Here is a 26,848-nt window from a genome sequence, read left to right on the forward strand (position 1 = left end):
TTTAGCGGGGATGTGCAAATATAAGCCTGACGAGATCAACGTGCTTCTCCTCAATACGTCGTAGCCTGAGTTTACTCAAAACCGGCGCCGGGGGCCAGCCCCGGCGGGGATGAATATCACACTTCAGCCAATTGCCGACGCATCTGTCCGATCACTTCGGCATAGCTCGGCGCGTTGAAAATGGCCGACCCGGCAACGAAGGTATCGGCACCGGCCTCGGCCACAGACTTGAGGGTTTCCAGATTGATCCCGCCATCCACCTCCAGGCGAATATCGCGGCCGCTGGCATCAATCAGGGCCCGGGCCTCGCGCAACTTGTTCAGGGTTGAGGGGATAAACTTCTGCCCGCCAAAACCGGGGTTGACCGACATCAGCAGCAACATATCCAGGCGCTGCACCACGTGCTTGACCAACTCCAGGCTCGACGCCGGGTTCAGTACCAACCCGGCCTTGCAGCCGGCATTTTCGATCAGTTGCAGCGAGCGGTCGACATGGCGGGAGGCCTCCGGATGGAAGGTGATGTAGGTGGCGCCAGCCTCAGCGAACTTCTCGATCAGATCATCCACCGGCTCCACCATCAAGTGCACATCAATGGGGGCGCGGATGCCGTACTGGCGCAGCGCCTTGCACACCATGGGGCCGAAGGTCAGGTTTGGCACGTAGTGGTTGTCCATCACATCAAAATGGATCATGTCGCCGCCCGCGGCCAGCACCGCGTCAGCTTCCTCCCCCAGCCGGGCAAAGTCGGCGGAGAGGATCGAGGGGGCAATTCTGTAATCCCGCTTCAAGTTCTGCATAAATTGTCCGATGATGGTTGATAGAGGTCTTGATCGTTGGAATCAGTCGGTCATTGTACCCAAAGATGCACCCCGATAGGCAGCCAACGGAAACCGCCCATGCCCCGCATTGATATCACCCTCGCCCGACGGCTTCTCTGGGGCCCGATCCTGACTCTGCTGATTGCACCGGCATGGGCGCAGGACGAGAACGGCCAGGCGCCGGACGACGAGGGCAACGAGGAGGCCGCCGAATCCCCCCCGGCGGCAACCCCACCCGAACCGGAACCGCCGCAGTATGCCTCGCGCCGGGAGCGGAATGAGAGGCTGCTGGCCGAACGCTTCCCCGACGATGCCCGGTGGCTGCCTCTGCCCGCGCCGGAGAACGAATCCCTCGCCCTGTTCCGCCCGGCGGCCGCCGAGCCCAAAGGCGCGCTACTGCTGTTTTACAGTGCGGAAAACCCGCCCCACTGGCCGGCGCCGCTGGCCAATCTTCGTCAGGCACTGCCTCGCCACGGCTGGGCCACCCTCGCTGTCACTTTGCCGCTGCCGCCCGAGGCGCCAGTTCCCGAACGTCCGGAGGAAACCCTCCCCCCGCCCCCGGAGCCATCGCCGGATACCCCCGACGACACAGAAGCCGCTGAAGAAGACACCGCGGAGGCGGACGACGAAACCGCCGAAACAGCCACGGTCGAGCCGGCGAATGAGGCGGAGGAGCCGGACGAAGAACCACCACTGCCCGAGCATGGGACGCGCATTGAGCAGCGAGTCAACGCCGCACTCAATTGGCTCGATACCAATGGCCAGGGCAATCTGGTGGTGCTGGTCGATCCGATGAGTGCCCCCGAGGTGATGGCCGTATTGCGCCCACAACTGGAAGCGGGGGCTCGGGGCGAGCCGCCCGGTACCGGCGAAAGCCCGCTGTCCGGCCCCATCCGGGCGTTGATTCTGGTCAATCAGAGCGAAACCCTGGCCCTGGACAGCGCCCAGCTCGACACCCTGTTTGCGGTTCCGGAGCTGCCCCTGCTGGATGTCTTTCTCGGCCCCGACGCGGCCACGCTCGAACAACAGCGTCGCCACCGGGACAGCGCGCGCCGGCTCCGCCTTGAGCACTATCAGACGCTGGTGATTGGACGCCCCGACGCCCGGGACCCGGAGGATGAACGCAGCTTCTGGGTGCGTCGCATTCAGGGGTTCATGCACCGTCAGGCCGAAGGCCGGGAGGTGCGCCTGAACCCGCCGCGCTAGTGCGCCGCCACCAACAACGTGACGCCAGCCTCAGCCCCGCAACACCTCGGCGATGGCCCGGCTGACAGACTCCACCTTGTCCAGATTCAACCCGGCAACGTTGATGCGGCTGTTGTCGGTCATGTAAATGCTGTATCGCTCCTTTAGTTGACCTACCTGGGCCTCGGTCAGGCCGAGAAACGAAAACATGCCCCGCTCCCGGGCGATAAAGCCAAAGTCCCGACCGGGAACCGCCTCGGCCAGCGAACCCACCAGCGCTTCGCGCAGCGTCTGGATCCGCCCGCGCATCTCATCCAGTTCGCTCTGCCAGCGCTGGCGCAGCTCGCCGGACGACCAGATACCCGCTACCAGAGCACTGCCGTGGGCCGGCGGCATGGAATAAAGCCCCCGGGCAACGCTGAGCAATTGCGACTGCACCGCCTCGGCCCGGGCACGATCGGCCCCCACCACCGCCAGGGCACCGGCCCGCTCCCGGTACAGGCCGAAGTTCTTGGAAAACGACACCGCCACCAGCACTTCGGGCAGTTGCTCCGCCATCCAGCGGGGTCCGAAGGCATCGGCCTCCAGGCCTTCCCCAAAACCCTGATAGGCCATATCGATAAAGGGTACGAAACCGCGCTCACGGGCCAGCTCGGTCACCTGACGCCATTGCGATTCGGTCAGATCCGCTCCACAGGGGTTGTGGCAAGCGGCGTGCAACAACACCAGGTCCCCGGCGGGCACTTGAGCCAGGGCCGCCATCATGGCGTCAAAGTCGAGCGTATGTCGCTCGAAATCGTAATAGGGGTACTCTTTCAGCTCCAGTCCGGCGCTGCCCAGCAGCGGCACGTGATTGGCCCAGGTGGGCGTACTGACCCAGACCCGGGCGCCCTTTCTGGCCCGCTGAATGAGTTCCGCCGCCAGCCGAAGCGCACCGCAGCCACCCGGGGTCTGCACGGTCGCGACCCGGCCCGCCGCCAGTGCGGGATGCTCCGGCCCGAATACCAGCTCCTGCACCGCCTCGTTCGCGCCCGGATAACCGGCCGGAGCGGTGTAGGCCTTGGTGATTTCCGCTTTGAGCAGCTGCGCTTCCGCTTCATGCACCGCGGCCATCACCGGGGTGTTGCCGGACGCATCGCGATATACCCCAACGCCGAGATCCACTTTCTCCGGGTTGGGGTCGTCACGAAAGGCGATGCTCAGTCCCAGGATTGGGTCGTTGGGTAGCTTGGGTAGGGATTCGAACATGCGGGGCTCCTGAGGTTTATTGGTTGGGGGCATTATACAGAGGACAAGTTCCAAACGTGGGCGCTTCGTACAGGCTGCTCCGCCTGGGTAACCCCTTGTGAGACACGCCGTAAACCCATCCTTGGGGGCTCGATCGCCTGCCGTCCAGGCAGGCGACGGTCTCACAAGGGGTTACCCAGCCTCCGCGGTGCAAGCGTAACGTTTCGGGAGCTAGCACCTTTTAATCTGCACCTTGGGTTACGGCGGATGCGCTGCGCTTATCCGCCCTACGCAACCTGCCGTGCTATCCGTGGGGCGAGTCGGTCCCGCGATCCGGAGCAAATCGCAACTGCCCTGAGTTAAATGTGGCACTGAGGGCCGAGGAGGGGAAGCCCTTTCAAGACCGTAAGCGGAGGGACTCCGCGAGGCGAGCCCCCAGGGGCCGCTCTATGGCATCCATGCCATCGCGGCATTCGTGCATCCATGCACATCATGGGTTCACGGCGTGTCTTGAAAGGGCTTCCCCTCCTCGGCCCGGACGTGATGAAAACTCCGGGTCTCCAAACGGTATACCCCAAGGAAGCCGGACCTACTACGAAGCGCGAACTCAAAACCACCTCATGTATAATGGTGCCTTTGACATAACCCCAAAGAAGGTCTTTACATGTCGCGTTTCTGGAGTGAGCGGGTCCGTGAGCTTGAGCCCTATGTGCCGGGTGAGCAGCCCAAAATTGATGGGCTGATCAAACTCAACACCAACGAAAGTCCGTTTCCGCCCTCCCCCCGGGTGCGGGACGTGCTGACCGATGGGGCCATCGACAAACTGCGCCTCTACCCCGACCCCAACTCCAGCGCCCTCAAGCAGACCATCGCCGATTATTATGGGCTCAAACCCGAACAGACCTTCGTCGGCAACGGCTCCGATGAAGTGCTGGCCTTTGCCTTCATGGCCTTCTTCCAGCAGCCGCGCCCCCTGCTTTACCCGGACATTACCTACAGCTTCTACCCGGTCTACTGCCAGCTGTTCGACATCGACTATGAAATGCTGCCCCTGGCCGACGACCTGAGCATCAATCTGGCCGACTACCGGCGAGAGAACGGTGGCATCATCTTCCCCAACCCCAATGCGCCCACCGGGCGAGCACTGCCCCTGAGCGATATTGAGGCACTGCTGAAAGAGAACACCGATAGCGTTGTGCTGATCGACGAAGCCTATGTCGACTTCGGGGCCGAGAGCGCGGCGCAACTCGTGGACCGCTACCCCAACCTGCTGGTCACCCAGACGCTGTCCAAATCCCGCTCGCTGGCCGGCCTGCGCCTGGGTTTCGCCCTGGGTTCGGCGGAGCTGATCGAGGGGCTGGAGCGGGTCAAGAATTCGTTCAACTCCTACCCGGTGGATCGCCTGGCCGAGTCCGCCGCCATTGTGGCCATCGAGGATGACGACTATTTCCGTCAGTGCCGGGATCAGGTCATCGCCACCCGGGAATGGACCGAGGCTCGCCTGCAGGAGCTGGGCTTCCAGACCGTGCCCTCGGCAGCCAACTTTGTCTTCGCCCGCGTTCCCGAGGGTGAGGACGCGGCCGAACTGTCCCGCCAACTGCGCGACGCCCGCATTATCGTCCGCTATTTCAACAAACCCCGCCTGTCCGAGTACCTGCGCATCTCCATCGGCAGCGACACCGAAATGCAGGCGCTGATCACCGCGCTCAAGGCCATCCTCTCCTGAACAAAGCAACAGCCGCCAATCGGGCCTTGATTCTTGCGCCAAAGGCGGCTTATGATGCAGGTCTTATGAAAAAAAATAATAACCTGAACAACAGGTCGTTGGGGTCATTCGATCAATACGCGCGTCAGGATTTCTTGCGTATTGCAAAAGAATTTTATAGATTGGCGCTATCTGGCACGTAAAGCAACGCGAGCCGGAACACCAGGAGCAAGGCGCCTTGTACAAGGAGCTGAAACCGACACGCCGTAATGACCGGCGGTCGAGTTTGATGTTAGCCACGAAGACCACCCAAACTGGGCGACTATGCAGACGAAATTGACGGCGGTTGAACTGATCAAGCGTTTCCAACGATTGTTCACCGACCTGAACCACAAACAAATCGCCGAACGTCTAGTAAAGCTGGTCATGGCCAAGCCTGCGGTGAGCCGGGCCGCGCTGATCATAGAGCGGGACCGACGACTCTTCGTCGAATCCATCGCCCGCCTGAACGCCCAGAAACAGCCCGAAGTCGATACCGTCGCCACCGCCCTGAACAAGCTCCGAGGCTTTCCCCACAACCAGATTGAACGCGTCTTCTCCGAGGGCCAGCCCATCGCCCTGGACAGCAGCGCCATTGTCCGCCTGGGTCACGACATCACCCCCAAGGGCACCCGCTCCGCTTATCTCTACCCCATTTTCGAGCACGACAAGCCCATCGCCGCCTTCTATCTGGAAAGCCAGGACGATCTGCCCGCTCTGGAGCGCAGCGTTCAGGAGTTGGATACCGTATGGGCCTTCAGCGGCCTGCTGGCCCGGCAAATCATCGAAATGTGGCGCCACGACGAGCAGAGCGAGCGTCACCGCCTGGCCGAGCAGGCCCTCTGGGCCAGCGAGACCTACCTGCACGCCATTCTGCACCACTCCCCGGCCCTGATTTCGGTCAAGGACCTGAACGGCAATGTGGTGCTCGCCAGCGAACACTACAAACAGCTGCAGAACGTCGACGAGCAGGGGTTTGTCGGCAAGAACGTGTTCGACGTCTACCCCAAGGAAGTCGCCCAGGCGCTATGGGACATTGACCTGGCCACCCAGGACAAGCAGCAGACCTTCGAGACCGAACTGGAGCTGATGCACAAGGACGGCAGCCTGCACACCTATCTGATGGTGAAATTCCCCCTCAGAAACCCGAATAACGACGTGTTCGGTGTCTGTACCATCTGCACCGACATCTCCGAGCGCAAGCTGGCGGAAAACGCCCTGCGGGAGCAGCAGTCGCGCCTGAACTACATGGCCTTCCACGACTCGCTCACCGCCCTGCCCAACCGCTCCCTGTTTTACGATCGCATCTATCACGGCCTGGCCCGAGCCCAACGCAGCAACAGCAAACTGGCCTTGATGTTGCTGGATATCGACCGGTTCAAGAACATCAACGACAGCCTGGGACACGACTCCGGGGACCTGCTGCTTAAAGCCATCGCCATGCGCCTGAACGAAGGCGTGCGCGACATGGATACCGTGGCCCGTCTGGGCGGCGATGAGTTCGTGGTGGTACTCGAAGGCGTGCACGACATGGAAGATGTGGTGTTCATTGCCAACAAGCTGCTGGTGACCCTGGCCCGGCCGCTGGAGATTGCCGGTCACGAGATCACCACCACCGTGAGTATCGGTGTGAGCGTCTACCCGGATGACGGCACCGATACCGACGAGCTGCTCAAGAACGCCGACATCGCCATGTACAAGGCGAAAGAGGCGGGCAAAAACAACTGTCAGTTCTACGCCAAGGGCATGAGCGCCACGGCGGTCAACTACCTGCTACTGGAAAACGATCTGCGCCGGGCGGTGGAGCAGGAGCAGCTGATTCTGCACTATCAGCCCCAGATCGATCTGAAAACCGGCGAGCTGATGGATGTGGAGGCGCTGGTGCGCTGGCAGCACCCGGAACGCGGTCTGGTCTCTCCGGCCCACTTCATTCCCCTGGCCGAGGAAACCGGCCTGATCGCGCCCATTGGCGAGTGGGTGCTGCGCCAGGCTTGCTACCAACAGAAGCGCTGGCTGGACTCGGGCAAGAAAGTGGGTCGCATGGCGGTGAATCTGTCACCGCGCCAGTTCCGCCAGCGCAATTTCCCGGAGAAGGTGGAAAGCATTCTGCGGGAAACCGGCTTACCGGCGGAGTATCTGGAGTTGGAGATCACCGAGAGCTGTGCCATGGAGCACGCCGGTGAGACCATCAATCAGCTCAAGCAACTCAATCAGATGGGGCTGTATCTGGCGATTGATGATTTCGGCACGGGCTATTCGTCCCTGGCGTATCTGAAGCGCTTCCCGATTCAGAAGCTGAAGATCGACAGCAGTTTTATTCACGATATTCAGAGCGACCCGAACGATGCGGCCATTGCCAAGTCGATCATTGGTCTGGCGCACAACATGCAGCTGTCGGTGGTGGCAGAGGGGGTAGAGAAACCCGCTCAGTCGGACTGGCTGTGTGATGAGGGCTGCGATCAGGGCCAGGGCTTCCTGTTCTCCAAGCCCCTCACCGCCCGGCAGTTCGAGGCACGCTTTGTGGGAAAGCACTTCGCCTTTGACGGCAATGTGGTGAAGCTGAACACGTTAGCGTGATTTTTTCGTACGGCAATTGGTGGTAGTAGCTGAGTCCGGGCTGCGGAGGGGAAACCCTTTCAAGACACGCCGTTAATACATCCCTGTAGGCTCGAATCGCGGGTCCCCCGCTCCACGGTCTTGAAAGGGTTTCCCCTCCGCAGCCCTCAGTGCCGACGTAACGTTTCGAAAAATAACACGGAGGTTGCGTAGGGCGGATAAGCGAAGCGCATCCGCCGTAACCCAACTCAATTCTCCAACGAATCATCCCATCCGATAAAGAACGGTTCTTCTTCCTGATCGCTGAAATGTTCGTGGAAGCCCTGCACCTCGGAGGCGACTTTGCCGGTGCGGCGGTGGAAATTCGCCAGGTGGTACAGTGCCTCGCCCTCGTGGACCAGCGGCAGGTGGGTCATGCCGATCACGATGGCCTCGGCGGGTGCCAGCACCGGGGATTCATTCAGCCCCAACGGGTCCGCGATCATCCCCAGCACATCGCCTTTCTTGACCCGCGCCCCCAACTGCACCCGCGAGCGCATCACACCACTGGTGGGCGCGCGCAGCCAGCGGCTGTCTGAGGCGACCACGGCCTGGGGGATTTTGGCCGGGCGTTTGCGCTGGGGCAGCATTTTCAGCTCGCGCATGACATTGATGATACCCCGGGCACCGGCACGGATGCTCAGCTCATCGAAGCGCAGAGCCTCCCCGGCTTCATACAACAACAGGGGAATGCCCATGTCGGCGGCCGCCTCACGCATTGAGCCATCGCGCAGCTTGGCATCGAGCACTACCGGCACCCCGAACTGCATGGCCAGATTGCGTGTCTCGTCCGAGCTCAGGTCGGCGCGGATCTGTGGCAGGTTGCTGCGATGGCGGGCGCCGGTGTGCAGGTCGATACCGTGGGTGCAGTTTTTCAGGATGTCGCCCACAAACGTATTTGCCACCCGCCCGGCCAGTGAGCCCCGCTCACTGCCCGGAAAGCTGCGGTTCAGGTCCCGGCCGTCGGGCAGGTAGCGGGACTGGTTGAGAAAGCCGTGCACGTTGACTACGGGAATCGCGATCAGGGTGCCGCGCAGCTGATTGAGCTGTTTGTAGTTGAGCAGCCGGCGGATGATGTCCACACCATTGAGTTCATCGCCGTGAATGGCGGCGCTGACAAACAGGCAGGGGCCGGGCCGACGACCGTTGATGACATGGACGGTCATCTCCACATCCGAGTGGGTGTACATGGCGGCCAGAGGAATGTCCACCGAGGTGCGCTCCCCCGGCGCGACCTGGACGCCACCGATGTCCAGAGTACGGTTTTTTTCCCGGGCGCGTCGGCCCGGGTCGGTTTTGGCGGCGGGTGAGGAGCTGGCCATAGACGTTACCCTTTACCGCCCCGGGTGCGGGTTTTGTTGGGCTTGGCGTTTTCCTCGACAAACTTGATGATCGCGCCGGCCACATCTTTGTGCGTGGCCCCTTCTATACCTTCCAGACCCGGCGAGGAGTTGACCTCCATCAGCAGCGGGCCCCGGCTGGAGCGCAGCAGGTCAACACCGGCGATGGACAGCCCCATGGTCTGGGCGGCCTTCACCGCTGTCTGGCGCTCAGAGGGCGTCAGTTTGACCAGTTGAGCGCTACCGCCTCGGTGCAGGTTGGAGCGGAACTCCCCTTCCATGGCGGTGCGCTGCATGGCCGCCACCACCTTGGTGCCGATCACCAGGGCGCGGATATCGCTGCCCCCGGCTTCCTTGATGAACTCCTGCACCAGGAACTCGGCGCGCAGCTCGCGGAAGGCCTCAATCACACTCTCCGCCGCCTTGGCAGTTTCCGCCAGCACCACACCGCGTCCCTGGGTGCCTTCACACAGCTTGACCACCAGCGGCGCGCCGCCTACCAGTTTGATCAGGTCTTTGGTGTTGTGCACGTGGTAGGCGAAGCTGGTGCGCGGCATGCCCAGCCCTTTGCGGGAAAACAGCTGCATGGCCCGCAGCTTGTCCCGGGAGCGCCCCAGCGCGACGGACTCGGTCAGGCAGTAGACGCCCATCATTTCAAACTGACGGATCACCGCCAGGCCGTAGTGGGTCACCGAGGCGCCAATGCGGGGAATGACCGCGTCGAACCCGTCGAGCTTCTCGCCCATATACCAGATACTCGGGTTGGACGGGGTGATATCCATGTAGCACTTGAGTATATCCAGCACCCGCACCTCGTGGCCGCGCTCCTCGGCGGCTTCAATCAGGCGTCGGGTGGAGTACAGTCGACGGTTGCGCGACAGAATGGCAATTTTCATAGACGGTCCAATGGCTCAAATCAGGAAAGGTTCAGTTCACCGGGGGGCTGGAACTTGGAGCCCCCCAGCAGAAAGGATTGGTCGCTATCGACCAGAAAGCGCGGCTTGAGCGCGCCGCGCCCGAGCAGCATTCGAAACAGCATATTCTCCCGGTCGGTCAGGGTCACCTCGGCCTCAAACGCCTGATCCCCCAGCACCATGGTGGTGGCGATGACGTAGCGCATTTCGGCGTGACCACCGGAGTCCGTGACCCGACGCTGGTCAATCACCGGTGCCTCGCACTCGATCTGCACCTCGGTATCCTTCTGGCGAGGGTGTAACCCGAAGCGCACCCAGGGGCGACCATCCAGCTCAAAGGGCTCCACAAAGTAGGCGTGCAGCGCACTGGTGCGCGCTCCGGTGTCGATTTTTGCCTTGATTTCGGCCTGGCCCAGGGCGGGCATCCGCACCCATTCGCGCCAGCCGATCACGGTCTTGTCCTGGATATCCACTGATTTCCTCACTGCTCACTCAGGATCAGAAAAATTAGGGATGACGGCAAATTTTTTTTGCTTTGCCATCGGCACTCCCCGTGGTAAATAGCGCCACATGGCCTGGTGGTTAGCGGCATGAACCAACTGGCTCATGACACAACCCGCTTGTGCATTGTCATTTCTTACGCTGGAGATGTCCATGGCTGTGAACATTGATCATTCCGATGACGATACCGACTACATCAACGATATGCCCACCGAGGCCGAGAACGACGAGGAGCCGGTGAAGCTGACAGGCCGCGAGGCCAACCAACATATTCTGGATATGCGCCGGAAGATCGAAGACCGGTTGGAACGGCGTCGGCTGAAGGAAGAGCTCGGCTGTGACGATCTATGGGAACTCGATTTCTAAGAGGATTGAGAGGGCGATAGTGCATCGCCCTCGACCAACACATCCAGCACTCGCTGCACACTGGGGCTGAACTCCTGCTCCGGTCGAAACGCCGCGTACAGGGGCCGGGTAAACTCGGGCGCTCCCCTTACCGGATAAACCCCCTCGCCTGCCAACTCTTCTGGTAAGTAAGCGCTTGCCTTTCGCTCGCGAAAGGTCGCCAGCGCCACACTGGCCTGGTTAGTATGCAAGCTGGCCGTCACCTCGCCAAAGCGCTTGGCCTGAAACAGGGCAAAGGCCGCGCCCCAGTCCACCGAAACATACCCGTCGGCCAGTGCAGACTTCACATCCAGTTCTGGCAGACTGCTGAACAAGACGAGGCGCACCTGGCCGATACGCCGGGATCTCAGTGCGCCGTCCCCCGACAGGTCATATAGCAGAGCCAGGTCCAGTTGCTCGGCGAGCAGTCGGTCGAGCAATTCATCGGGCGACCAGGCTTCGGCCCTCAGCATCAGATCCGGCAGTTCCCGCTGCAGTCGCGCAGGCAACCCCGCCAGTAAAAACTGCCAAAGTCCGGGGGTGGCCCCGAGACTCAGATGGCGGTCGGGTTCGGCTTCCCGGGCCAGCTCCCGTCGGGTGTCCGCCCAGGCTTCCAACAAGTGGTGGGCATGGGGCAGCAGGCGCTCCCCTTCGGCGGTCATCTGGATATTGCCCCGGGTACGAAAAAACAGCGTCACACCCAGGGTCTGTTCCAACTGGCGAATACGGGCACTGACCGCGGCCGGAGTGATAAACAGTTTATCGGCGGCACGCCCGAAGTGTCGGGTCTGGGTCACCTCCAGAAAGGTTCTGAGCAATTCAATATCCACGGTCGCCCCCGGTCAGTGGTGTAGGGGAAATCTAGCGGTGTGATCTCGCAAGTGCAAGGGTAAGCCGAGATTCAGACACAAAAAAACCCGGCCGGGCCGGGTTTTTTTGACATCACCACCGTTTCTGTTTTTTAGAAACGAACGGCACCGCCGATGGTGAATACATTACCAGCCGCGTCGGAGTCGGTGAACGACAGACGACCGCTGATTTCATTGGTGAAGAACTTCTCGGTACGCAGGGTAAACTGGTCGTCACCCAAAAAGTCCGTATAACCGGCCCCGACACTCCAGGTACGATCGAAATAGAAGTCCGCACCCAGAGACAGGATGTCATCGTCGAGATCAGTATCCTGATAGGTACCTTCCAGGTTGACGAAGTTGCCGCCACCCAGGCTGGTCACATACTTGGCGCTGATGTTGGCATCGTAGCCATCTTCAGAGAATTCGGTGGTAACCAACAGGCCATCGATCGGTGTCAGGCCCAACGTGGCATAAGCGGTGGTTTCATCACCGGCCGCGTTGTCAACCCGGGTCACTCGACCACCGACGTAGAACATGGTGTCGGGAACATACAGTTCACCGCCCACGGTCAACGCATCAAAGTCATCATCAGCCGCCGCATACACATTGGAAGAGCGCTCAAGAAAAGCGGCTTCCGCCAGCGGATGATTGCGAGTCTGTACCGGAGAAAAATGGAATTCGCCGTACATGCCAAAAACGCCATCGCCATTTTCGACATCAGTGTAACTTGCGCCGACTTCGGCCTGATAGCTGTTTGCCATCGCCAAGCCAGACGTCAGGGAAAAAGCGGTTGCCAGTGCCAGAGATTTGATTTTCATGAGTGCTCCTTTTGTGTACATCAATTGTCCAATCAGAAACGCATCGGGCGATGCGCGGGACGCATTCTAATTGGCGGCACTCAGTTTGTCACACTCCCTGTGCAATTTTGGTGCACAGTTCACAAATTCTTCAACAGCGAGCAATCGCAACGGAAAGTTTTCTGATCTTCCAGGCGAATAGCGGTCAGCGAGCCGCCCCAGACACAACCGGTATCCAACGCAAACACATTGGGTGCATCAGCCTTGCCTTCCAGGGCCGCCCAGTGACCGAACAGAATCCGTTCGTTGCGACACTTGTGTTTCGGGTGGGCAAACCAGGGGGCGAAACCGGGGGGATGGGAACCGGCATCACCTTTGTTGCTCAGGTCCAGTTCACCATCGGCGGTGCAAAAGCGCATGCGGGTAAAATAGTTGGTGATCATCCGCAACCGATCCATACCGTACAGCTTGTTTTTCCACTGGCTTGGTTCGTTACCGTACATATGGGCGAGAAAATCATCCAGTTGGCTGCTCTGCAGAACCGCTTCGACTTCGCGGGCATGGGCCTTGGCCCGTTCGAGATGCCACTGCGGCGGGATACCGGCGTGGGTCATGACAAAATTCAGCTGCGGGTCGTGATGCAGCAACGGCATGTAACGCAACCACTCGATCCATTCCGGATGCTCTTCGTGGCCCAGAATATCCTCGAGCGTGTCTTTATTGTTCGGTGCGCGATGCCCCCGCGCCACCGCAATCAGATGCAGGTCGTGATTGCCGAGCACCACGGTCAGACGGTCGCGCATCTGATAAAGAAACCGCAGGGTTTCCTGTGAGCTGGGGCCGCGGTTGATCAGGTCGCCGGCTATCCATAGCCGATCTTCCGCAGGGTCGAAGTTGACCTGATCCAACAACTGTTTAAGTGGACCCAGGCATCCCTGAATATCCCCGATGGCATAGGTGCTCATGAACGCTCCGGTCAGTGAATCGCGTGCGGCGGTACCAGTGCAAAGGCGGGAATGGGCACGTCGAACAGCTGGCCATCCTCGGTCTTCATCTGGTAACTGCCCTCCATGATACCGGTCTCGGTGTCCAGAATCACACCGCTGGTGTATGTAAAGCGCTTGCCCGGCGGCAGGTGAGGCTGTTCTCCGACGACCCCGATACCACGCACTTCCTGTTTTTTCTCCTCGGCGTCGCGGATCACCCAGTGTCGACCGATCAGTTGCGCGGGAACATCGCCCTGATTATCAATGGTGATGGTATAGGCGTACACGAAACGGTGTTCGGCAGGTTTGGATTGCTGTTCAATGTAGGCGGGTTTTACGGAAACCCGAATGTTGTGCGTCATAGTGCCAGGCCACTCCAGAGTACGGGCTCGCCAGGGCGACACCCTTGAAGGCGGAATCTGCCTCTTACTGTTGGGGCAAAGACGCCGAATTCAAGGTATCAATGGCGTTGGCCAGACGAACATAGTCTTCCAGTGACAGGGCTTCCGGGCGCAAGCTGGCGTCCACCGGCAACTGGTCCAGTTGTTCGGGCTCAACCAGATTTTTCAACGCATTGCGCAGGGTTTTACGCCGCTGCTGAAAGGCGACATTGACCAGTTGTGCGAGGGTTTTCCGGTTGGTGGCGGTAAACGGTCGCCGGGCGTGGGGCGTCAGCCGGACGACGGCGGAGTCCACTTTCGGAGCCGGGTCGAAGGCACCCGGGGGCACTTCAAACAGCGGCTCGACCTGACAGTCGTACTGCACCATGATGCCCAGTCGACCATAGGCCTTCTCACCCGGACCGGCCGCCAGGCGCTTGACCACCTCTTTCTGCAGCATGAAGTGCATGTCTTTCACCTGCCCGGTGTAGGTGAGCAGATGGAAGATCAGCGGGGTGGAAATGTTGTACGGCAGGTTACCGACAATTCTCAGCGGCTGCCCGTCATTCATCAACGCGGTGAAGTCGAACTTCAGCGCGTCGGCCTGAAACAGTTCAAAATCCGGGTGCTTTTCAAACTGCACTTTCAACCAGGGCACCAGGTCCCGATCCAGTTCGATTACCCGCAGATGCTCGGTCTTGTCCGCCAGGCGGGCCGTCAGCGCGCCTTTACCGGGGCCAATTTCCACCAGTAACTCGCCGGGCCGGGGATTGATCGCCCCGACAATGCGGTCGATGACATTGCCATCCACCAGAAAATTCTGACCGAACCGTTTTCGGGCACGATGGGGGGCCTCGCCATTGCCCATTCGCTGCTTACCCGGTCGACTCATGGGCGACCTCCGAAGCGGGCCGCCGCCATGGTGCGGGCATAATTCAGGGCGGTCTGCAGACTACCGGAATCGATTCGACCCGTACCAGCCAGATCCAGCGCCGTCCCGTGATCCACCGAGGTGCGAATGATGGGCAGCCCCAAAGTGACGTTCACCGCCTGTCCAAAACCTTTGTACTTCAGCACCGGCAACCCCTGATCGTGATACATCGCCAACACCGCATCGGCCTGCTCAAGATGCCTGGGAGTGAACAGAGTATCGGCGGGTAGCGGACCAATCAGTGTCTGACCTTTGGCCCGCTGCTTCTCCAGCACCGGTTCGATCAGGTCGATTTCTTCCCGGCCCAGGTGTCCGCCCTCCCCGGCGTGGGGGTTGAGCCCACACACCAGAATGCGCGGCTCGGCAATACCGAAATCCCGCTGCAGATCGCCATGCAGAATATCCAGTACTTCAGTAAGCAGTGTTTCATTCAGGGCATCGGCGACATCCCGCAGGGGAAGATGGGTCGTGGCCAGCGCCACTCGCAGCCCTTCGGTGGCGAGCATCATCACCACCCGGCGAGTGCCGGTCTTGTCCGCCAGGTATTCGGTGTGACCGCTGAACGGAATACCCGCTTCATTGATCACTCCTTTGTGCACGGGCCCGGTAATCAGCCCCTGAAATGTCTCGGCCTGACAGCCGGCGATGGCAAAATCCAGGGTCTGCAATACATAGGCGCTGTTGGCCGGGTTCAGAACACCGGGCTGGCAGGGTTCACGCAAAGGCACCGGGGCCACCGTCAGCTCACCCGGCCCCTGCGGTTGCGCGGTATCGGCAGGATTGAATTGCCGCAACACCAGAGGCAACCCCAACTGCCGGGCCCGCACCTGGAGCAGTTCCGGATCAGCGATCACCACAATTTCATCGGTGCGTTCTGACTGGGCCAACTGTACCGCCAGGTCCGGCCCGATACCGGCCGGTTCGCCCGGCGTCAACGCCAGACGCAAAGGGTTACGAGCCTCGGTCACAGTTTCTCTTCCACGTAAATCTCTTCCCGGATTTCCGCCAGCCAGGTCTGCAGCTCTTCGTCGAAGCGACGTTCGCGCAGCATGTTCGCGGCCTGGTTGCGAATCATCTGTTCACTCATATCCTGCTCGCGGCGATCCTCGACCATCAGGATGTGCCAGCCAAACTGGCTCTTGAAGGGTTCGCTGACTTCACCGACGTCCGTCTCGTTCATGGTCTGATCAAAGGCGGGAACCATCTGACCGGGCATGGTCCAGCCCAGATCACCGCCCTGCAGCATGGAGCCAATATCCTCGGAGTGCTCCCGGGCCAGATCGGCAAAGCTCTCACCGTCCAGTATCCGCTCGCGCAATTCGCTGAGCTTCTGTTCGGCGGCCGCATCGTCGACAATCTCCGAGGTCTTGATCAGGATATGCCGCGCCTTGGTCTGTTCCACCATGCTGTTGCCGGTGTTGCTGCGGGTTTCGTGCACTTTCAGTATATGGAAGCCGGCACCACTGCGCACCGGTTCGGAGACATCGCCCTCTTCCAGCCCCGCAACCACGTCGGCGAAGAGCTCCGGCAACTGCTCCAGCTTTCGCCAGCCAATTTCACCGCCCTGCAGGGCGTTGGCGTCGTTGGAGTGGGTGATGGCCATCTGTTCGAAGTCGGCACCGTCCACCAGTTCCCGACGGATGCGGTTAGCCTCTTCCTGCACCTCGCTGACCTCCTCGTCGCTGGCGCTGCTGGGCACCGAGAGCAGAATATGGCCCAGGCGGTAATTCGGGGAGGTGGCAAACTTGCCGTCGGTGGAGGCCAGGAAGCTTTCGATATCCTGCTCGTTCACGTCGATCCGGCTGTTCACCACTGCCTGCTGGATCTGGTTGACCCACATTTCCCGGCGAATCTGGTCCCGGAAGCCTTCCAGCGTCTGCCCCTGGCTTTCCAGGTCCGCCCGAAGCTGCGCTTCGGTCAGGTTGTTGGTCTGCATGATACGCGCGATGGTCTGGTCCAGTTGCTGGTCGGACACTTCAATGCCGAATCGGCGTCCCATCTCCATCTGCAAGCGCTCGAGAATCAGTTGGTCCAGAATCTGGTCTCGCAACACACTGTCCGGGGGCAGGTTCTGATTGCTGTCCGATTGCTGAATGCGCGCCTTGATGGACGCCAGACGTTCTTCCAGCTCGCTTTCGAGCACCACGTCCTCTCCGACGATGGCCACCACGCGGTCGAGCATTTCGGTTTCGGCCAACGCCAGCGGGCTGGCCAGCAACAACGCCAGAACAGCGGGAATCAGACGTTGGGTAATCCGGTTTGCATGCATAACAGTCAGTTATCTCTAATGGTTAGCGGATCGAGCCGTCCCGGAGCCCATAGCCCGGAATGGCTTTTTCTAGCAGATCATTGACCTTGCGGTTGATACTGCCCAGACCCTTGAATTGAAAATCGAAAATGATGCTCTGGTCGTAATCGTCAGCGTCTACCCGCTCCAGAAAGTTCGGCGTGTAGTCGAAGTCCAGCCAACGGCGAGCCAACAGCCGGACCCGGTAACAACAGTCGTTGTATTCGAGTCCGACGAAGGTATCGAGTTCCTTTTCATAGGTAAAGTCATAATTGGCCCGCCCGACCAGGCTCCACTGTGCCGCCACGGGCAAGTGGAAGGCAAAATCCACCTGGTCCAGGGCCCGCGCCTGCACCGCCGTCGGGTCTTCCAGGCCCGGAGAGGGCGGGCGGTGGGTGTAGCGATACCCCAGATGCACAATGCGGTCGGCCTCGTCCATGTAACGGACACTGGCGTTGGCGCTGCCCAGACGGCTTTCAAACTCGTTGTAGGCCACATTGGCGTTGACGTTGATCCGGTCGCCCACCCGGGCGGTAAACTGACCGGCCAGCTCCGAGCGCTCGTAGGTCTCCTCGGGACGCTCGGCATCCGGATTCTCCTCGGGGTCATACTCAAGGTCCGGGGTGTTCAGCCCGACCCGGCGGTCGGAGAAGTAGAGGATCTGGCCCACGCTGAGGCTCATCTGCTCCACCCCGGTCAGGGGGTCGATAAATCGGCTGGTCAGCCCCACGGAAAGCTGGTTGGCGTCTTCTATCCGGTCCCCGCCCGCGAAGCGGGAGGTGCGATACAGCTGGTTGTACTGGAAGGTCAGCGGCTTGGCATCAAACAGGACCGGACGATTGTTCCGGCTTACCCCGAACAGGTCGCTGTGGTCCTCAAAGTCGCTGTAAAAGTAGAACAACCGGGGCTCCAGGGTCTGCAGGAACCCCTTGCCGAACAACTGACCGTCCCGCTCGAAATAAAGGCCCATGTCGAGTGTGCCCTGTGGCACCACCAGACTGGGATCGGGCTCTGCCCCCTCCGCCAGCCGATCCTCGTCGAATTGATAGCTCAGGCTTTTGACAATCGCGCTCGGCTTGAAGAAGCCCCACACCCAGTCCTTGTCCCAGGTCAGGCTGTAGTCGGTGCGGAACCGCTCACCCACCAACAGGTTATCGATAAACTCCTGGTTGTCGTTCTCGAACGTGCTGTTCACATCAAAATAGGTGTACTCGTTATTCAGGCCAAGCACCCAGTCACCCCACTGGTAGCGGCCGTCCGCGTTGATCCGGGGCAGTTCCCGGTGCGGCCACTTGGCGGTGCTCAGCGCGCGCAGCTCCTCGCCTTTGATCCCCAGCAGCCAGTGATCCCCCTGATAGGTGGCCCTCGCCCGCTTGGCCACCTGGGCGGTTCGGTTCACATCCAGACCGCTGCTGTTCAGGTCGCGCAGGTAGTCGTTATCGCTGATCGCGGTGTAGTCGATTTCCGTACTCCAGCGCTGACCCGCACCGCCCTGCTGCAGTATCTGGTACTGCCAGCGCGACTCGCCAAAGTAGGGGTTGAGGTCATCGCCCTCTTCATCGGCAACATCCCGCTGCACCCCGCTGTAGCGGTTCTCGTCTTCATCCAGGAAGCCGCCGCTCACCCGGGTTTCGAAATGCCGGGACAGGTGGCGGGTTTCCAGTCCCCACAGAGTCCCGCGCTTGGACATGTATTCCGGGGTAATGGTGGCATCCAGGTTCGGGGCAATATTCCAGTAAAACGGAATGGAGGCCTCGAACCCGTTGCGCCGGCTCTCACCCAGGGAGGGGAACAGAAAGCCGGTCTGACGGTGATCATCAATGGGGAACCGCAGGTAGGGGGTATAGAACACCGGCACATTGAACACTTCCATGCGGGCGTGCCTGGCCGTGCCGTAATGGCGCTCCGGGTAGATATTGATGGCCTGCCCTTTCAGACTCCAGGCGTCGCTACCCGGCTCACAGGTGGTCAGGGCGCTGTCATCCAGGCCGATAAAGTGATCGCCCAGCTTGGTCAGCCGCTCGGCTCGACCACGCACCCGGGTTTCATAGAACACAAAGCGGGCGTCGTCGAGTTCGGCATCGCCGCTGTCGAGGTTCATCTGGGCCGACTCACTGCGCAGTAGCACCCCGGGCTCCCGAATCTGGATATCCCCGGAAACCCTCGCGTCGCGGGTGGTCTGGTCCACCTCGGCCCGATCCGCCCGCAGGCTCCGGGTTCCCTGGACCACCCGCACATCCCCCTCCAGAGTGTGCTGGGTCTGTCCTCGGGACTCAGAGCGGTCCGCCCGCAACCGGGTCGCCGCCTGGTCGGGCGCGACATTGGCGTCGGCGTCGTCCCGCGGCGGCGCCACATAGGCCCCACAACAGCCGGTGGGCAGCGCCTCTCTCTGAGCGTCAGTCAGCGCCTCGGCCGGCACCCAGTCCAGGTCTCTGGCCTCGGCGTCGCGCTCCTGAGCCTCACCGATCCCGTCATCACCCGCCTGGGCAAGCACCTGGGGACTGGCCACCAGCACCAGACAGCAGAGCCAGCGACGGCCAGGGACCGACCGTGCTGAGCGAAAAAGCGAATAGACTGAATCCATGTAACTAACGATCTCGGTATTGGGACTATCTGGGTATTGACCTGGCCTTGGTATCGACCTGGCTCGTGGCCTGGGCACCTCAGGCTCGGTTGGGCCAGTGACAGGAACCGTGCGAAACGCCGGGAATTCTACTTGAATAAGCCCGGTCATGGAATGAAAGCCCGGGATTCAACCTTTTTTGCCGCTCCCGGCTTTGACTTCTCTCGGTCAAACCGGGTTAGAATCTCAATACGCTGTATTCAAAATAAAGAGGACGCCTCATGACCGACCCGCTCGCGGCTCGTCAGGACCAACTGGAACGCTGGGCCAGAGCCCAATTGGCCGAGCTGCATGCCCACAGCTCACCGGAGTTGCTGCAGTTCACTCCGCTGAACGGCGATGCGGGCTTTCGCCGCTACTATCGTCTGAATACCGAGCCGTCCCTGCTGGCCGTCGATGCCCCGCCTCCGCAGGAGAACGCCGGCCGCTTTGCCGAGCTGTCCCAGCACCTGCTCAACCACCACATTGCCGTTCCCAAGGTTGCCTCGGTAGACCCCGAAAACGGCTTTTTGTTGCTGGAAGATTTTGGCGACCGGCTGCTGCACCGCGCGCTGCGCCAACAGCCCGAGTCCGCCACGGCCCTGTATGGCGAGGCACTGATGCAACTGCTCGCCCTGCAGCAGACCCCCGGCAGTGAGCACTTCCCGCCCTACGACCAGGCCTTCCTGCGCCGGGAGCTCAACCTGTTTATCGAGTGGTTCCTCGAAGGCATGCTGGGGATGGATCTGTCCTCCGAAGAGCGGTCATTGCTGGAGGACCTGTTTGACCGACTGGAGCAGAGCGCCCTGGAACAGCCCCAGGTGGCCGTCCACCGGGACTATCACTCGCGCAATCTGCTGATCCGGCCCGACGGCTGTATGAGCATCGTGGACTTTCAGGATGCCGTCTGGGGTCCGGTCACCTATGACCTGGTGTCGCTGCTGCGCGACTGCTACATCCGCTGGCCCGCCGACCAGATCCGCCAGTGGGCCCTGGGCTACGGCAATATGGCCTGCGGCATCGGTTTGCTGGACGACGTGACCGAAAGCCAGTTCCTGCAGTGGTTCGACTGGATGGGGCTGCAGCGTCACCTCAAGGTGCTGGGTATTTTTTCGCGCCTGGCCCTACGTGACGACAAGCCCGAGTATCTAAAGCACCTGCCTCTGGTCATTCGCTATATTCTCGAGGTCGCCAGCCACTACCCCGAGCTGGCCGATTTTCGCTACTGGTTTGAGCACAGAGTGCTGCCCAAGGCCCAGGGCCAGGCGTGGTACGAAGACTACCGACTGGCGGGCGAGACCACCCCGTGAAAGCCATGATCCTCGCCGCCGGGTTGGGCAAGCGCATGCGCCCGCTCACCGACCACACCCCCAAGCCCCTGCTGGCGGTGGGCGGCAAGCCACTGCTGCAATACCACCTGGAGGCGCTGGCGCGGTCGGGCGTGCGCGAGGTCATCATCAACACCGCCTACCTGGCCGAAAAAATCGAGCAGTTTGCCGGAGACGGCCGCCGCTTTGGTCTGGCGATACACTATTCGCGGGAGCCCGAACCCCTGGAGACCGGCGGGGCCATCTATCGGGCCCTGCCCCTGCTGGGCGAGGCGCCCTTCCTGCTGGTCAATGGCGATGTCTGGACCGATTTTCCCCTGCAGACACTGACCGAGCCCCCTTTGCCCACAGCGGCGCTGGGCCGGCTGCTGCTGGTCCCGAACCCGACCTTCCACCCCCGGGGCGATTTCAGCCTGTCCGCCACGCGGGTTGGCCTGGCGACAGACGTCGAGCGTTTTACCTTTGCCGGCATCAGCCTTCTTCGCCCGGCACTGGTGGCCCAATACCCCGAGCGCCGCGCGGTGTTTCCGCTACTGGAAGCGCTGCGCCCCGCCATTGCGGCCGGGCGACTGGAAGGCCGGGTGCACCATGGCCGGTGGAGTGATGTCGGGACCCCCGAGCGCCTGACGCAACTGGAACAGCACCTGCAACAGACGACGGAGAGCTGACCATGCTGTGCATTGCTCACCGGGGTGGGCCCGGACCGGAAAACAGCCTGGAAGCGATCCGCCGCAGCCTGGCCATGGGCGCACCGGCCATCGAGATTGATGTGTGGCAGTTGCACGGTGAGCTGTGGGTGACCCACGACCGCCGCCTGGGCCGTGAAATTGCCGGCCATCAGGTACTGTCCGACCTGTCTCGGGATCACCTCGAAGCCCTGCGCCTGAGCAACGGGGAGCACCTGCCCCGACTCAGTCAGGTACTGGAACTGGTGGGCGAGCGGGCCCTACTGAACATCGAGCTGAAAGGCCCGGACTGCGTCGATGCGCTGGTGCGCACCCTGACCGCCCGGCGGCGGGACTTCGGTCACAGCCCCGACGCCTGGATTGTCTCCAGTTTCGATCATCAGCAATTGGCGCAGCTTCAACAGAGCCTGCCCGAGGTCCGGCGCGGATTGCTGCTCTACGGCGTGCCTCTGGATCTGGCACAGAGCGCCGACCGGATCGACGCCTACAGCGTGAACCTCAGCCTGGACTTTATGCCGGAGGCACTGCGGCGGGACGCGCAGCAGCGCGGAAAAAAAGTCTGGGTCTATACCGCCAATCACCCGGAGGACTGGCGCCGCCTGACAGAGGCCGGAGTGGACGGCGTCTTTACCGACCACCCCGACGCTTTGATGCGCTACCTGGCGGATCACTGACCGGAAACGCCGATCAGAATTTCCACCCCAGACGCACCCCGCCCATACGCGGTTTCCCCCATACCCCATAACCCCAATCGGAACCCAGGGTGTTCTGATAGGTGAAGTACTCTTCATCGGTCAGGTTGGTCACAAAGGCCGCCACCGTCCAGGTACCCTCGGGGGACATCCAGCTCAACTTGGCGTTGACCAGTCCGTAGGCCGACTGTTTCGAGTAGGGATCATTTTCGATCTGTAGGAAGTGGTCGTCCTGCCAGTTGTAATCCAATTGATAGGTCAGCTCCCCGCGATCCCCCAGGCCCTGATAGTAGCGAGCAACCAGGTTGTAGGTCAGGTTGGGAGCCGAGGGCAGCTCATTGCCATTGAAGGTGTACTCATCGCCGGCGACAATGAAGATCTGGTCGGAATCAAACTCGGTATCGAGCCAACCCAGCCCGGCAATCACTTCAAAGTTATCGGTAACCTGCGCATTCACTTCCAGCTCGGCACCGGTGCCGGTCACATCGCCCGCATTGGTAATCACGCTGCCATCGGCCACCGTGAGAAATACCTGGGCCTGATAGCCTTCCACCTCATAGGCAAAGGCCGAGGCATTGAGCCGGACGCGACCACCGGCCATTGTGTTTTTGTAACCCAGCTCCAGGTTGGTGATGTCTTCCGCTTCCACCGGGCGGGTCGCCTCCAGGGAGGCGTTGTAGCTACCGGAAAAACCGCCGCTCTTGAAGCCGGTGGACACGCTGCCGTAAATCAGGGTATCCGGGTTGGGGCGCCAATCCAGACCCAGCTTGCCGGTTACCGAGTCCTCTTCCAGGCTGTCCCGAACATCGATCTCCTCATAGAAACTCGGGCCCGCATCCTGACGGAACTGACGCTTTTCTTCGGTATAGCGCACCCCGGCGATACCGGTGAGCTGGGAGGTAAAGTCGTATTCATACTGACCGAATATCGCCCAGGACTGGCTGTCGAGCGACACATCCTCGCGATGAAAAAATTCATACCAGTCATCCGTTCGGGCGCTTTCGGTGGTGGGCGCCTCGGTCAGCAGATCGCGGTGATCATCGTAGTAATACAGCCCGGTCACCCACTTGGTTCGGGCGCTTCGGCCATTCACACGGAACTCCTGAGTAAGCTGCTCAGCGTCCACCGAATACTGCTCATCAAAAAACACCACCGGCGTGCCATCGCCATCGTCCTGCATAAACTTGTCCAGGGTTTCCAGCGCACTGACCGAAGTGAAAGTCACACCCTCGGTGACCGGCAACTCCACGGTCAATGATGAGCCAAAGGTTTTGATGTCCGTGGTCAAACCACCCGGCGAACTCGAAGCCACTTGGCCGGGATCGAAAATACCGCCAGCCGCTTCGCGCCCGGTCATGTCAAAAGTGGCGCTGGTGCACAGCCCCGACTGAATCCGAGCGATGCTACAGGTCGCCGCCGACTCATCCGCCGACTCCAGGTAGCCCATGTGAGCAAAGCCCACGGATTGCTGGTCGGCCTGACTGCCATGAACGTTCAGCAACCACTGACCATCGTCATCGTAGTCGCGCAGCAATTGCAGGCGGTAACCGAAACTGTTGGTGTCGTTCAGCTTCTGACCATCCACCGCGTTGACCTGCCAGCCGTCATTGTGGGTGCGTTTGATGGCGGCCCGCCCCATCAAACCATCTGCCAGCTGTCCCGACATCATGCCTTCGGCAATCACTTCAGCGTAGCGTCCGTAACTGACACTGGCCGAGGACTCAAAGGTTTCCGTGGGCCGTTTGGACACGTAGTGAACCAGGCCACCGGTGGTGTTGCGCCCGTACAGGGTGCCCTGGGGGCCACGCAAGACTTCCACCCGTTCAAGATCAAACAGCTGAATCGCGGAACCGGCGGGATTGCCCCGATAAACGTCATCCACATAGAGTGCGACCGGCGATTCCCAGGAGTCGGAAAAATTCACCAGGCTGATACCGCGCAGACTGATCGACGGGCTGGACGCTTCGCCAAAGATGGCGAAGAAATTCATATTGGGTACTTGCTGGGTGATATCCAGGCCTTCTTCAAAGCCCATCTTTTCGATGGCCGCCCCGGAAAAAGCGGTGACGGCGACGGAGACATCCTGCATCGACTGCTCGCGTTTCTGGGCGGTCACCAGCACCTCTTCAATCACCGACTGAGAGGTGGCGGCAGAGACTGATGAACCGGCACAAGTCAACAGCCCGGCCGTCAGCGCCAAAGCGAAGCGGCGAGCGCGAAACGGCGAAGCGCCGTGGGTGAGACTGGAGGTAATGAATTGGGTGGGTAACGTTCGCTGCATGCGCGTTCTCCTTTTATCCTTGCAGCACAAACCGGCAAACTCCTCGCCGAGCACTTCACATCGATGGCGTACCTCGAACTTGCCCCAAATGCCGTCGCCGACCGAAGGCCACGGCTGACCTAACCTTAGCATCCGCACTGCCCGGGTTCCACGCAGCGCGTCGGGTTGGCACATATGGGCGCATTGAGAGGGAATCAGGTGCCGCCAATACAAAAAAAGGGCGCCTCAATGAGGCACCCTTTTCTCAGGTTTCAGGCCGGAAACGTGAGCTTATTCGATCGGAATGCTGAAGCCGACTACGAATTTGGCTTCGTCGTTCTCGGTTCCATCCACATCGTCAGCTACCAGACCAAGCGTGAAGCTCAGGTTTTCGTTGTAAGCGTAACCAATATCGAAGTGGGCATAGTCATACTCGTGCACACCGTAAGTGAACGAGAAATCACCAACTGCAGCACCCACTGTAGTGTACCAGTAGTCTTCACCATCAGGATTGGCGCTGTTTTCAATGTTATCGTAATAGGTCAGTGAGAATGCTCCGTAGCCCAAGCCGATAACGGCTTCAACCAGATCTCCAGGTCCTGTCGGACTGGCTACCGGCTCTGATGGGTAAGAGTAACTCCACAGACTGATGTCATAAGTGAACCCACCGACCTCAGAACCGTAACCTGCGTACAGATCGTATTCGGTACCGTTGGCGGCGTCACCAGAGGAAGCCCACATACCGGCATAGAAACCGTTGCTGCTTACGTTGATATCGCCCCAGACCGCCGGATCACCGTTGCCCAGATCATAACCACGCCAGTAGTACATGTTGGCAGCACCCACCGAGGCGGACACTTCGGCGTGAGCCACAGGAGCCAGAGCGGCAGAAGCTATTGCAGACGCGGCGACGGCACCAGCCAGGATTTTTTGCTTCATGTTCATGAGTTCTTCCTCTAACGTTGGCGATCTTCGAGTTTTGTGCCCCAGGCTCTCGGCGAACCGAGGGGCTTACCCGATTGTTGTACAGGTACCGGTGCTTTAGCGAAGACCGAGCCAACTTTAAATTTCCTTTTTATATCAATACGTTACAAAAATAAGCCAGCCAGCGCCGAGCGTTATTACTTTTTATGCGCACCATTTTGGCGCAGCCTGTCGCCCTATGGCGCACCATGAAGTTACAGACGCCCTGCCGATGAGCTTTGGCGCCGATTGCCCCACAATCGCTCGATCCCCAGGTCCAGATAACCCAGCAGTGCCACCAACACCAGCGCGGCCCCGGCCACCAGTGAAACGGATATCCGCTCGCCGGCAAACAAAGTGCCCAGCAACAGGGCCAACACAGGTGTCATCAGTGTAATCAACGAAACCGCGCTGGGCGTCATTCGCTGCAAAACGAAATAAAACAAGGTAAACCCCAGAAGTGAGCCCAGCGTCGAGAGGTAAAGCAGCCCAATCAGGCTTCGCTCCGATAACGTCACCGACCATTGTCCGTCGAACAACCACCAGCAGAGAAAGAGCCCCGGCACCGCAAATATCAAGGCCCCGGCGGTCTGCTCGAGGGGACCCGCTCCCTGATCCAGGCGCTTGAGGCTGACACTGCTCAGACTGAACAACCCGCAAGAGAGTAAAATCCCGCCGATGCCGAACGCCGAACGGGCATCAATCTGAAGCTGATCCCAGAAAATAATGCACAAGCCTGCTACGGCCACCAGCAGGGCGATCACTCGGCGGCGGTTAAACGGATTTTCGCGCAAGATGACGCAGCTCAACGCGCCGGTCACAAAAGGGGAGAGCGCAAAAATCACGGCGATCAGCCCCGAGGGAATAAACTGCGCCGACCAGTAGATCACCAGCATATTGGGAAATATGCCAAATGACGCGGCCAGGTAGGCCTTCCACACCCCAGGCTGGGCAAACAACCGACGACGCAGCAACGCCAACAACACCACCGCCAGCGCAGCGGCCAGCCCCATTCGCATCAGCACCGCGGCAAGAAACGACACGCTGTCATTGCTCCACTGGATCGCCAGCGGCGTGGTCGACCAAATCAATACCACCAGGCCATAGGCCAGATACACCTGCACGAGTCACACTCCTTTTGTTGAGGCAGCAATTCCATGCGGCCCCAAAACAAAAAAAGCCGCAGTGGTTGCTGCGGCTTTTTGAAAACGGAACAGGCTGTCTTGTCAGGGTTGCCTCGTTTTCCACCGCGCCATAGGGTGCATACGCACCGCCCAACGCAGGGCGCGCGCCACCAGAATCACCACCGGCATACGGAAAACGTTCATTGAATCACAGACCTCGGATAAAACAGGCAAACCTGCGGGAAACACATAA

24 protein-coding genes are annotated in these 26,848 nt (G+C 60.5%); 7 read left to right on the top strand and 17 right to left on the bottom strand.

Annotation, left to right across the window (positions count from 1 at the left end; all coding sequences use genetic code 11):
* Positions 1 to 116: 116 nt before the first annotated feature.
* Positions 117 to 797: a ribulose-phosphate 3-epimerase gene (rpe, locus tag OOT55_RS09345; protein WP_265365617.1), complete on the bottom strand. Its 681-nt coding sequence runs from the start codon at positions 795 to 797 to the stop codon at positions 117 to 119.
* 99 nt (positions 798 to 896) lie between these two features.
* Between rpe and OOT55_RS09350 the strand changes: the two genes are divergently transcribed.
* Positions 897 to 2,024, top strand: a complete 1,128-nt coding sequence (locus OOT55_RS09350) for a DUF3530 family protein (protein WP_265365618.1) — start codon at positions 897 to 899, stop codon at positions 2,022 to 2,024.
* A gap of 30 nt (positions 2,025 to 2,054) precedes the next feature.
* Here the strand turns inward: OOT55_RS09350 and OOT55_RS09355 are convergent, their stop codons facing one another.
* Entirely contained in the window at positions 2,055 to 3,251 is a 1,197-nt protein-coding gene (locus tag OOT55_RS09355) for an aromatic amino acid transaminase (protein WP_265365619.1), read from the bottom strand.
* A gap of 643 nt (positions 3,252 to 3,894) precedes the next feature.
* Between OOT55_RS09355 and hisC the strand changes: the two genes are divergently transcribed.
* Positions 3,895 to 4,956, top strand: a complete 1,062-nt coding sequence (gene hisC / locus OOT55_RS09360; protein WP_265365620.1) for a histidinol-phosphate transaminase — start codon at positions 3,895 to 3,897, stop codon at positions 4,954 to 4,956.
* Between the two features lie 303 nt (positions 4,957 to 5,259).
* Positions 5,260 to 7,551 (top strand): putative bifunctional diguanylate cyclase/phosphodiesterase, encoded by a 2,292-nt coding sequence (locus tag OOT55_RS09365; RefSeq protein WP_265365621.1) that lies wholly within the window; start codon positions 5,260 to 5,262, stop codon positions 7,549 to 7,551.
* A 227-nt stretch (positions 7,552 to 7,778) separates the two neighbouring features.
* Here OOT55_RS09365 and OOT55_RS09370 read toward each other — a convergent pair whose 3' ends face one another.
* The 4 genes from OOT55_RS09370 to OOT55_RS09385 are packed head-to-tail and all read right to left on the bottom strand — an operon-like array spanning position 7,779 to position 10,491.
* Positions 7,779 to 8,891: a succinylglutamate desuccinylase/aspartoacylase family protein gene (locus tag OOT55_RS09370; RefSeq protein ID WP_265365622.1), complete on the bottom strand. Its 1,113-nt coding sequence runs from the start codon at positions 8,889 to 8,891 to the stop codon at positions 7,779 to 7,781.
* Between the two features lie 5 nt (positions 8,892 to 8,896).
* A complete protein-coding gene (gene rimK / locus OOT55_RS09375) occupies positions 8,897 to 9,805 on the bottom strand; it encodes a 30S ribosomal protein S6--L-glutamate ligase (protein WP_265365623.1) in 909 nt (302 codons plus the stop codon).
* Between the two features lie 20 nt (positions 9,806 to 9,825).
* Positions 9,826 to 10,308 (bottom strand): ATP-dependent zinc protease, encoded by a 483-nt coding sequence (locus OOT55_RS09380; RefSeq protein WP_322113804.1) that lies wholly within the window; start codon positions 10,306 to 10,308, stop codon positions 9,826 to 9,828.
* A 3-nt stretch (positions 10,309 to 10,311) separates the two neighbouring features.
* Positions 10,312 to 10,491: a hypothetical protein gene (locus OOT55_RS09385; RefSeq protein ID WP_152521658.1), complete on the bottom strand. Its 180-nt coding sequence runs from the start codon at positions 10,489 to 10,491 to the stop codon at positions 10,312 to 10,314.
* On the opposite strand from OOT55_RS09385, the gene OOT55_RS09390 reads away from it, so the two are divergent.
* Entirely contained in the window at positions 10,478 to 10,690 is a 213-nt protein-coding gene (locus OOT55_RS09390) for a PA3496 family putative envelope integrity protein (RefSeq protein ID WP_238559225.1), read from the top strand. The two genes, OOT55_RS09385 and OOT55_RS09390, sit on opposite strands and share 14 nt — an antisense overlap.
* On the opposite strand, the gene OOT55_RS09395 is transcribed toward OOT55_RS09390, so the two are convergent.
* The 8 genes from OOT55_RS09395 to OOT55_RS09430 form a co-directional block, all read right to left on the bottom strand.
* Positions 10,687 to 11,538 carry a LysR family transcriptional regulator gene (locus OOT55_RS09395; protein ID WP_265365624.1) on the bottom strand — a complete coding sequence of 284 codons (852 nt, stop codon included), beginning with the start codon at positions 11,536 to 11,538 and terminating at the stop codon, positions 10,687 to 10,689. The genes OOT55_RS09390 and OOT55_RS09395 overlap by 4 nt on opposite strands.
* A gap of 131 nt (positions 11,539 to 11,669) precedes the next feature.
* A complete protein-coding gene (locus OOT55_RS09400; protein ID WP_265365625.1) occupies positions 11,670 to 12,377 on the bottom strand; it encodes a putative porin in 708 nt (235 codons plus the stop codon).
* Between the two features lie 119 nt (positions 12,378 to 12,496).
* Positions 12,497 to 13,321 (bottom strand): symmetrical bis(5'-nucleosyl)-tetraphosphatase, encoded by an 825-nt coding sequence (locus OOT55_RS09405; protein WP_265365626.1) that lies wholly within the window; start codon positions 13,319 to 13,321, stop codon positions 12,497 to 12,499.
* A gap of 11 nt (positions 13,322 to 13,332) precedes the next feature.
* Positions 13,333 to 13,704, bottom strand: coding sequence for a Co2+/Mg2+ efflux protein ApaG (gene apaG / locus OOT55_RS09410; protein WP_265365627.1), 372 nt, complete (start codon positions 13,702 to 13,704; stop codon positions 13,333 to 13,335).
* 64 nt (positions 13,705 to 13,768) lie between these two features.
* Complete coding sequence (rsmA, locus tag OOT55_RS09415) at positions 13,769 to 14,614, bottom strand: 16S rRNA (adenine(1518)-N(6)/adenine(1519)-N(6))-dimethyltransferase RsmA (RefSeq protein WP_265365628.1); 846 nt, start codon at positions 14,612 to 14,614, stop codon at positions 13,769 to 13,771.
* Positions 14,611 to 15,600, bottom strand: coding sequence for a 4-hydroxythreonine-4-phosphate dehydrogenase PdxA (gene pdxA / locus OOT55_RS09420; RefSeq protein ID WP_265368815.1), 990 nt, complete (start codon positions 15,598 to 15,600; stop codon positions 14,611 to 14,613). The genes rsmA and pdxA overlap by 4 nt, the downstream gene beginning before the upstream one ends.
* 17 nt (positions 15,601 to 15,617) lie before the next feature.
* The gene (locus OOT55_RS09425; protein ID WP_265365629.1) at positions 15,618 to 16,922 is read right to left on the bottom strand and encodes a peptidylprolyl isomerase; all 1,305 of its coding nucleotides are present in this window, start codon (positions 16,920 to 16,922) and stop codon (positions 15,618 to 15,620) included.
* Between the two features lie 22 nt (positions 16,923 to 16,944).
* A complete protein-coding gene (locus OOT55_RS09430) occupies positions 16,945 to 19,524 on the bottom strand; it encodes an LPS-assembly protein LptD (RefSeq protein ID WP_265365630.1) in 2,580 nt (859 codons plus the stop codon).
* 260 nt (positions 19,525 to 19,784) lie between these two features.
* Between OOT55_RS09430 and OOT55_RS09435 the strand changes: the two genes are divergently transcribed.
* The 3 genes from OOT55_RS09435 to OOT55_RS09445 are packed head-to-tail and all read left to right on the top strand — an operon-like array spanning position 19,785 to position 22,230.
* On the top strand, positions 19,785 to 20,852 hold the full coding sequence (locus OOT55_RS09435; protein WP_265365631.1) for an aminoglycoside phosphotransferase family protein: 1,068 nt from the start codon (positions 19,785 to 19,787) through the stop codon (positions 20,850 to 20,852).
* 5 nt (positions 20,853 to 20,857) lie between these two features.
* Positions 20,858 to 21,538, top strand: coding sequence for an N-acetylmuramate alpha-1-phosphate uridylyltransferase MurU (gene murU / locus OOT55_RS09440; RefSeq protein WP_322113840.1), 681 nt, complete (start codon positions 20,858 to 20,860; stop codon positions 21,536 to 21,538).
* Between the two features lie 2 nt (positions 21,539 to 21,540).
* Positions 21,541 to 22,230, top strand: a complete 690-nt coding sequence (locus tag OOT55_RS09445) for a glycerophosphodiester phosphodiesterase (RefSeq protein WP_265365633.1) — start codon at positions 21,541 to 21,543, stop codon at positions 22,228 to 22,230.
* Between the two features lie 13 nt (positions 22,231 to 22,243).
* On the opposite strand, the gene OOT55_RS09450 is transcribed toward OOT55_RS09445, so the two are convergent.
* The 3 genes from OOT55_RS09450 to OOT55_RS09460 form a co-directional block, all read right to left on the bottom strand.
* Positions 22,244 to 24,529, bottom strand: a complete 2,286-nt coding sequence (locus OOT55_RS09450) for a TonB-dependent receptor (protein WP_265365634.1) — start codon at positions 24,527 to 24,529, stop codon at positions 22,244 to 22,246.
* Between the two features lie 270 nt (positions 24,530 to 24,799).
* Positions 24,800 to 25,453 (bottom strand): TorF family putative porin, encoded by a 654-nt coding sequence (locus tag OOT55_RS09455; protein WP_265365635.1) that lies wholly within the window; start codon positions 25,451 to 25,453, stop codon positions 24,800 to 24,802.
* Positions 25,454 to 25,686: 233 nt separating this feature from the next.
* On the bottom strand, positions 25,687 to 26,595 hold the full coding sequence (locus tag OOT55_RS09460) for a DMT family transporter (protein WP_265365636.1): 909 nt from the start codon (positions 26,593 to 26,595) through the stop codon (positions 25,687 to 25,689).
* Positions 26,596 to 26,848: the final 253 nt, after the last annotated feature.

The sequence above is a fragment of the Marinimicrobium sp. C6131 genome (genome assembly GCF_026153455.1).
Lineage (GTDB): Bacteria > Pseudomonadota > Gammaproteobacteria > Pseudomonadales > Cellvibrionaceae > Marinimicrobium.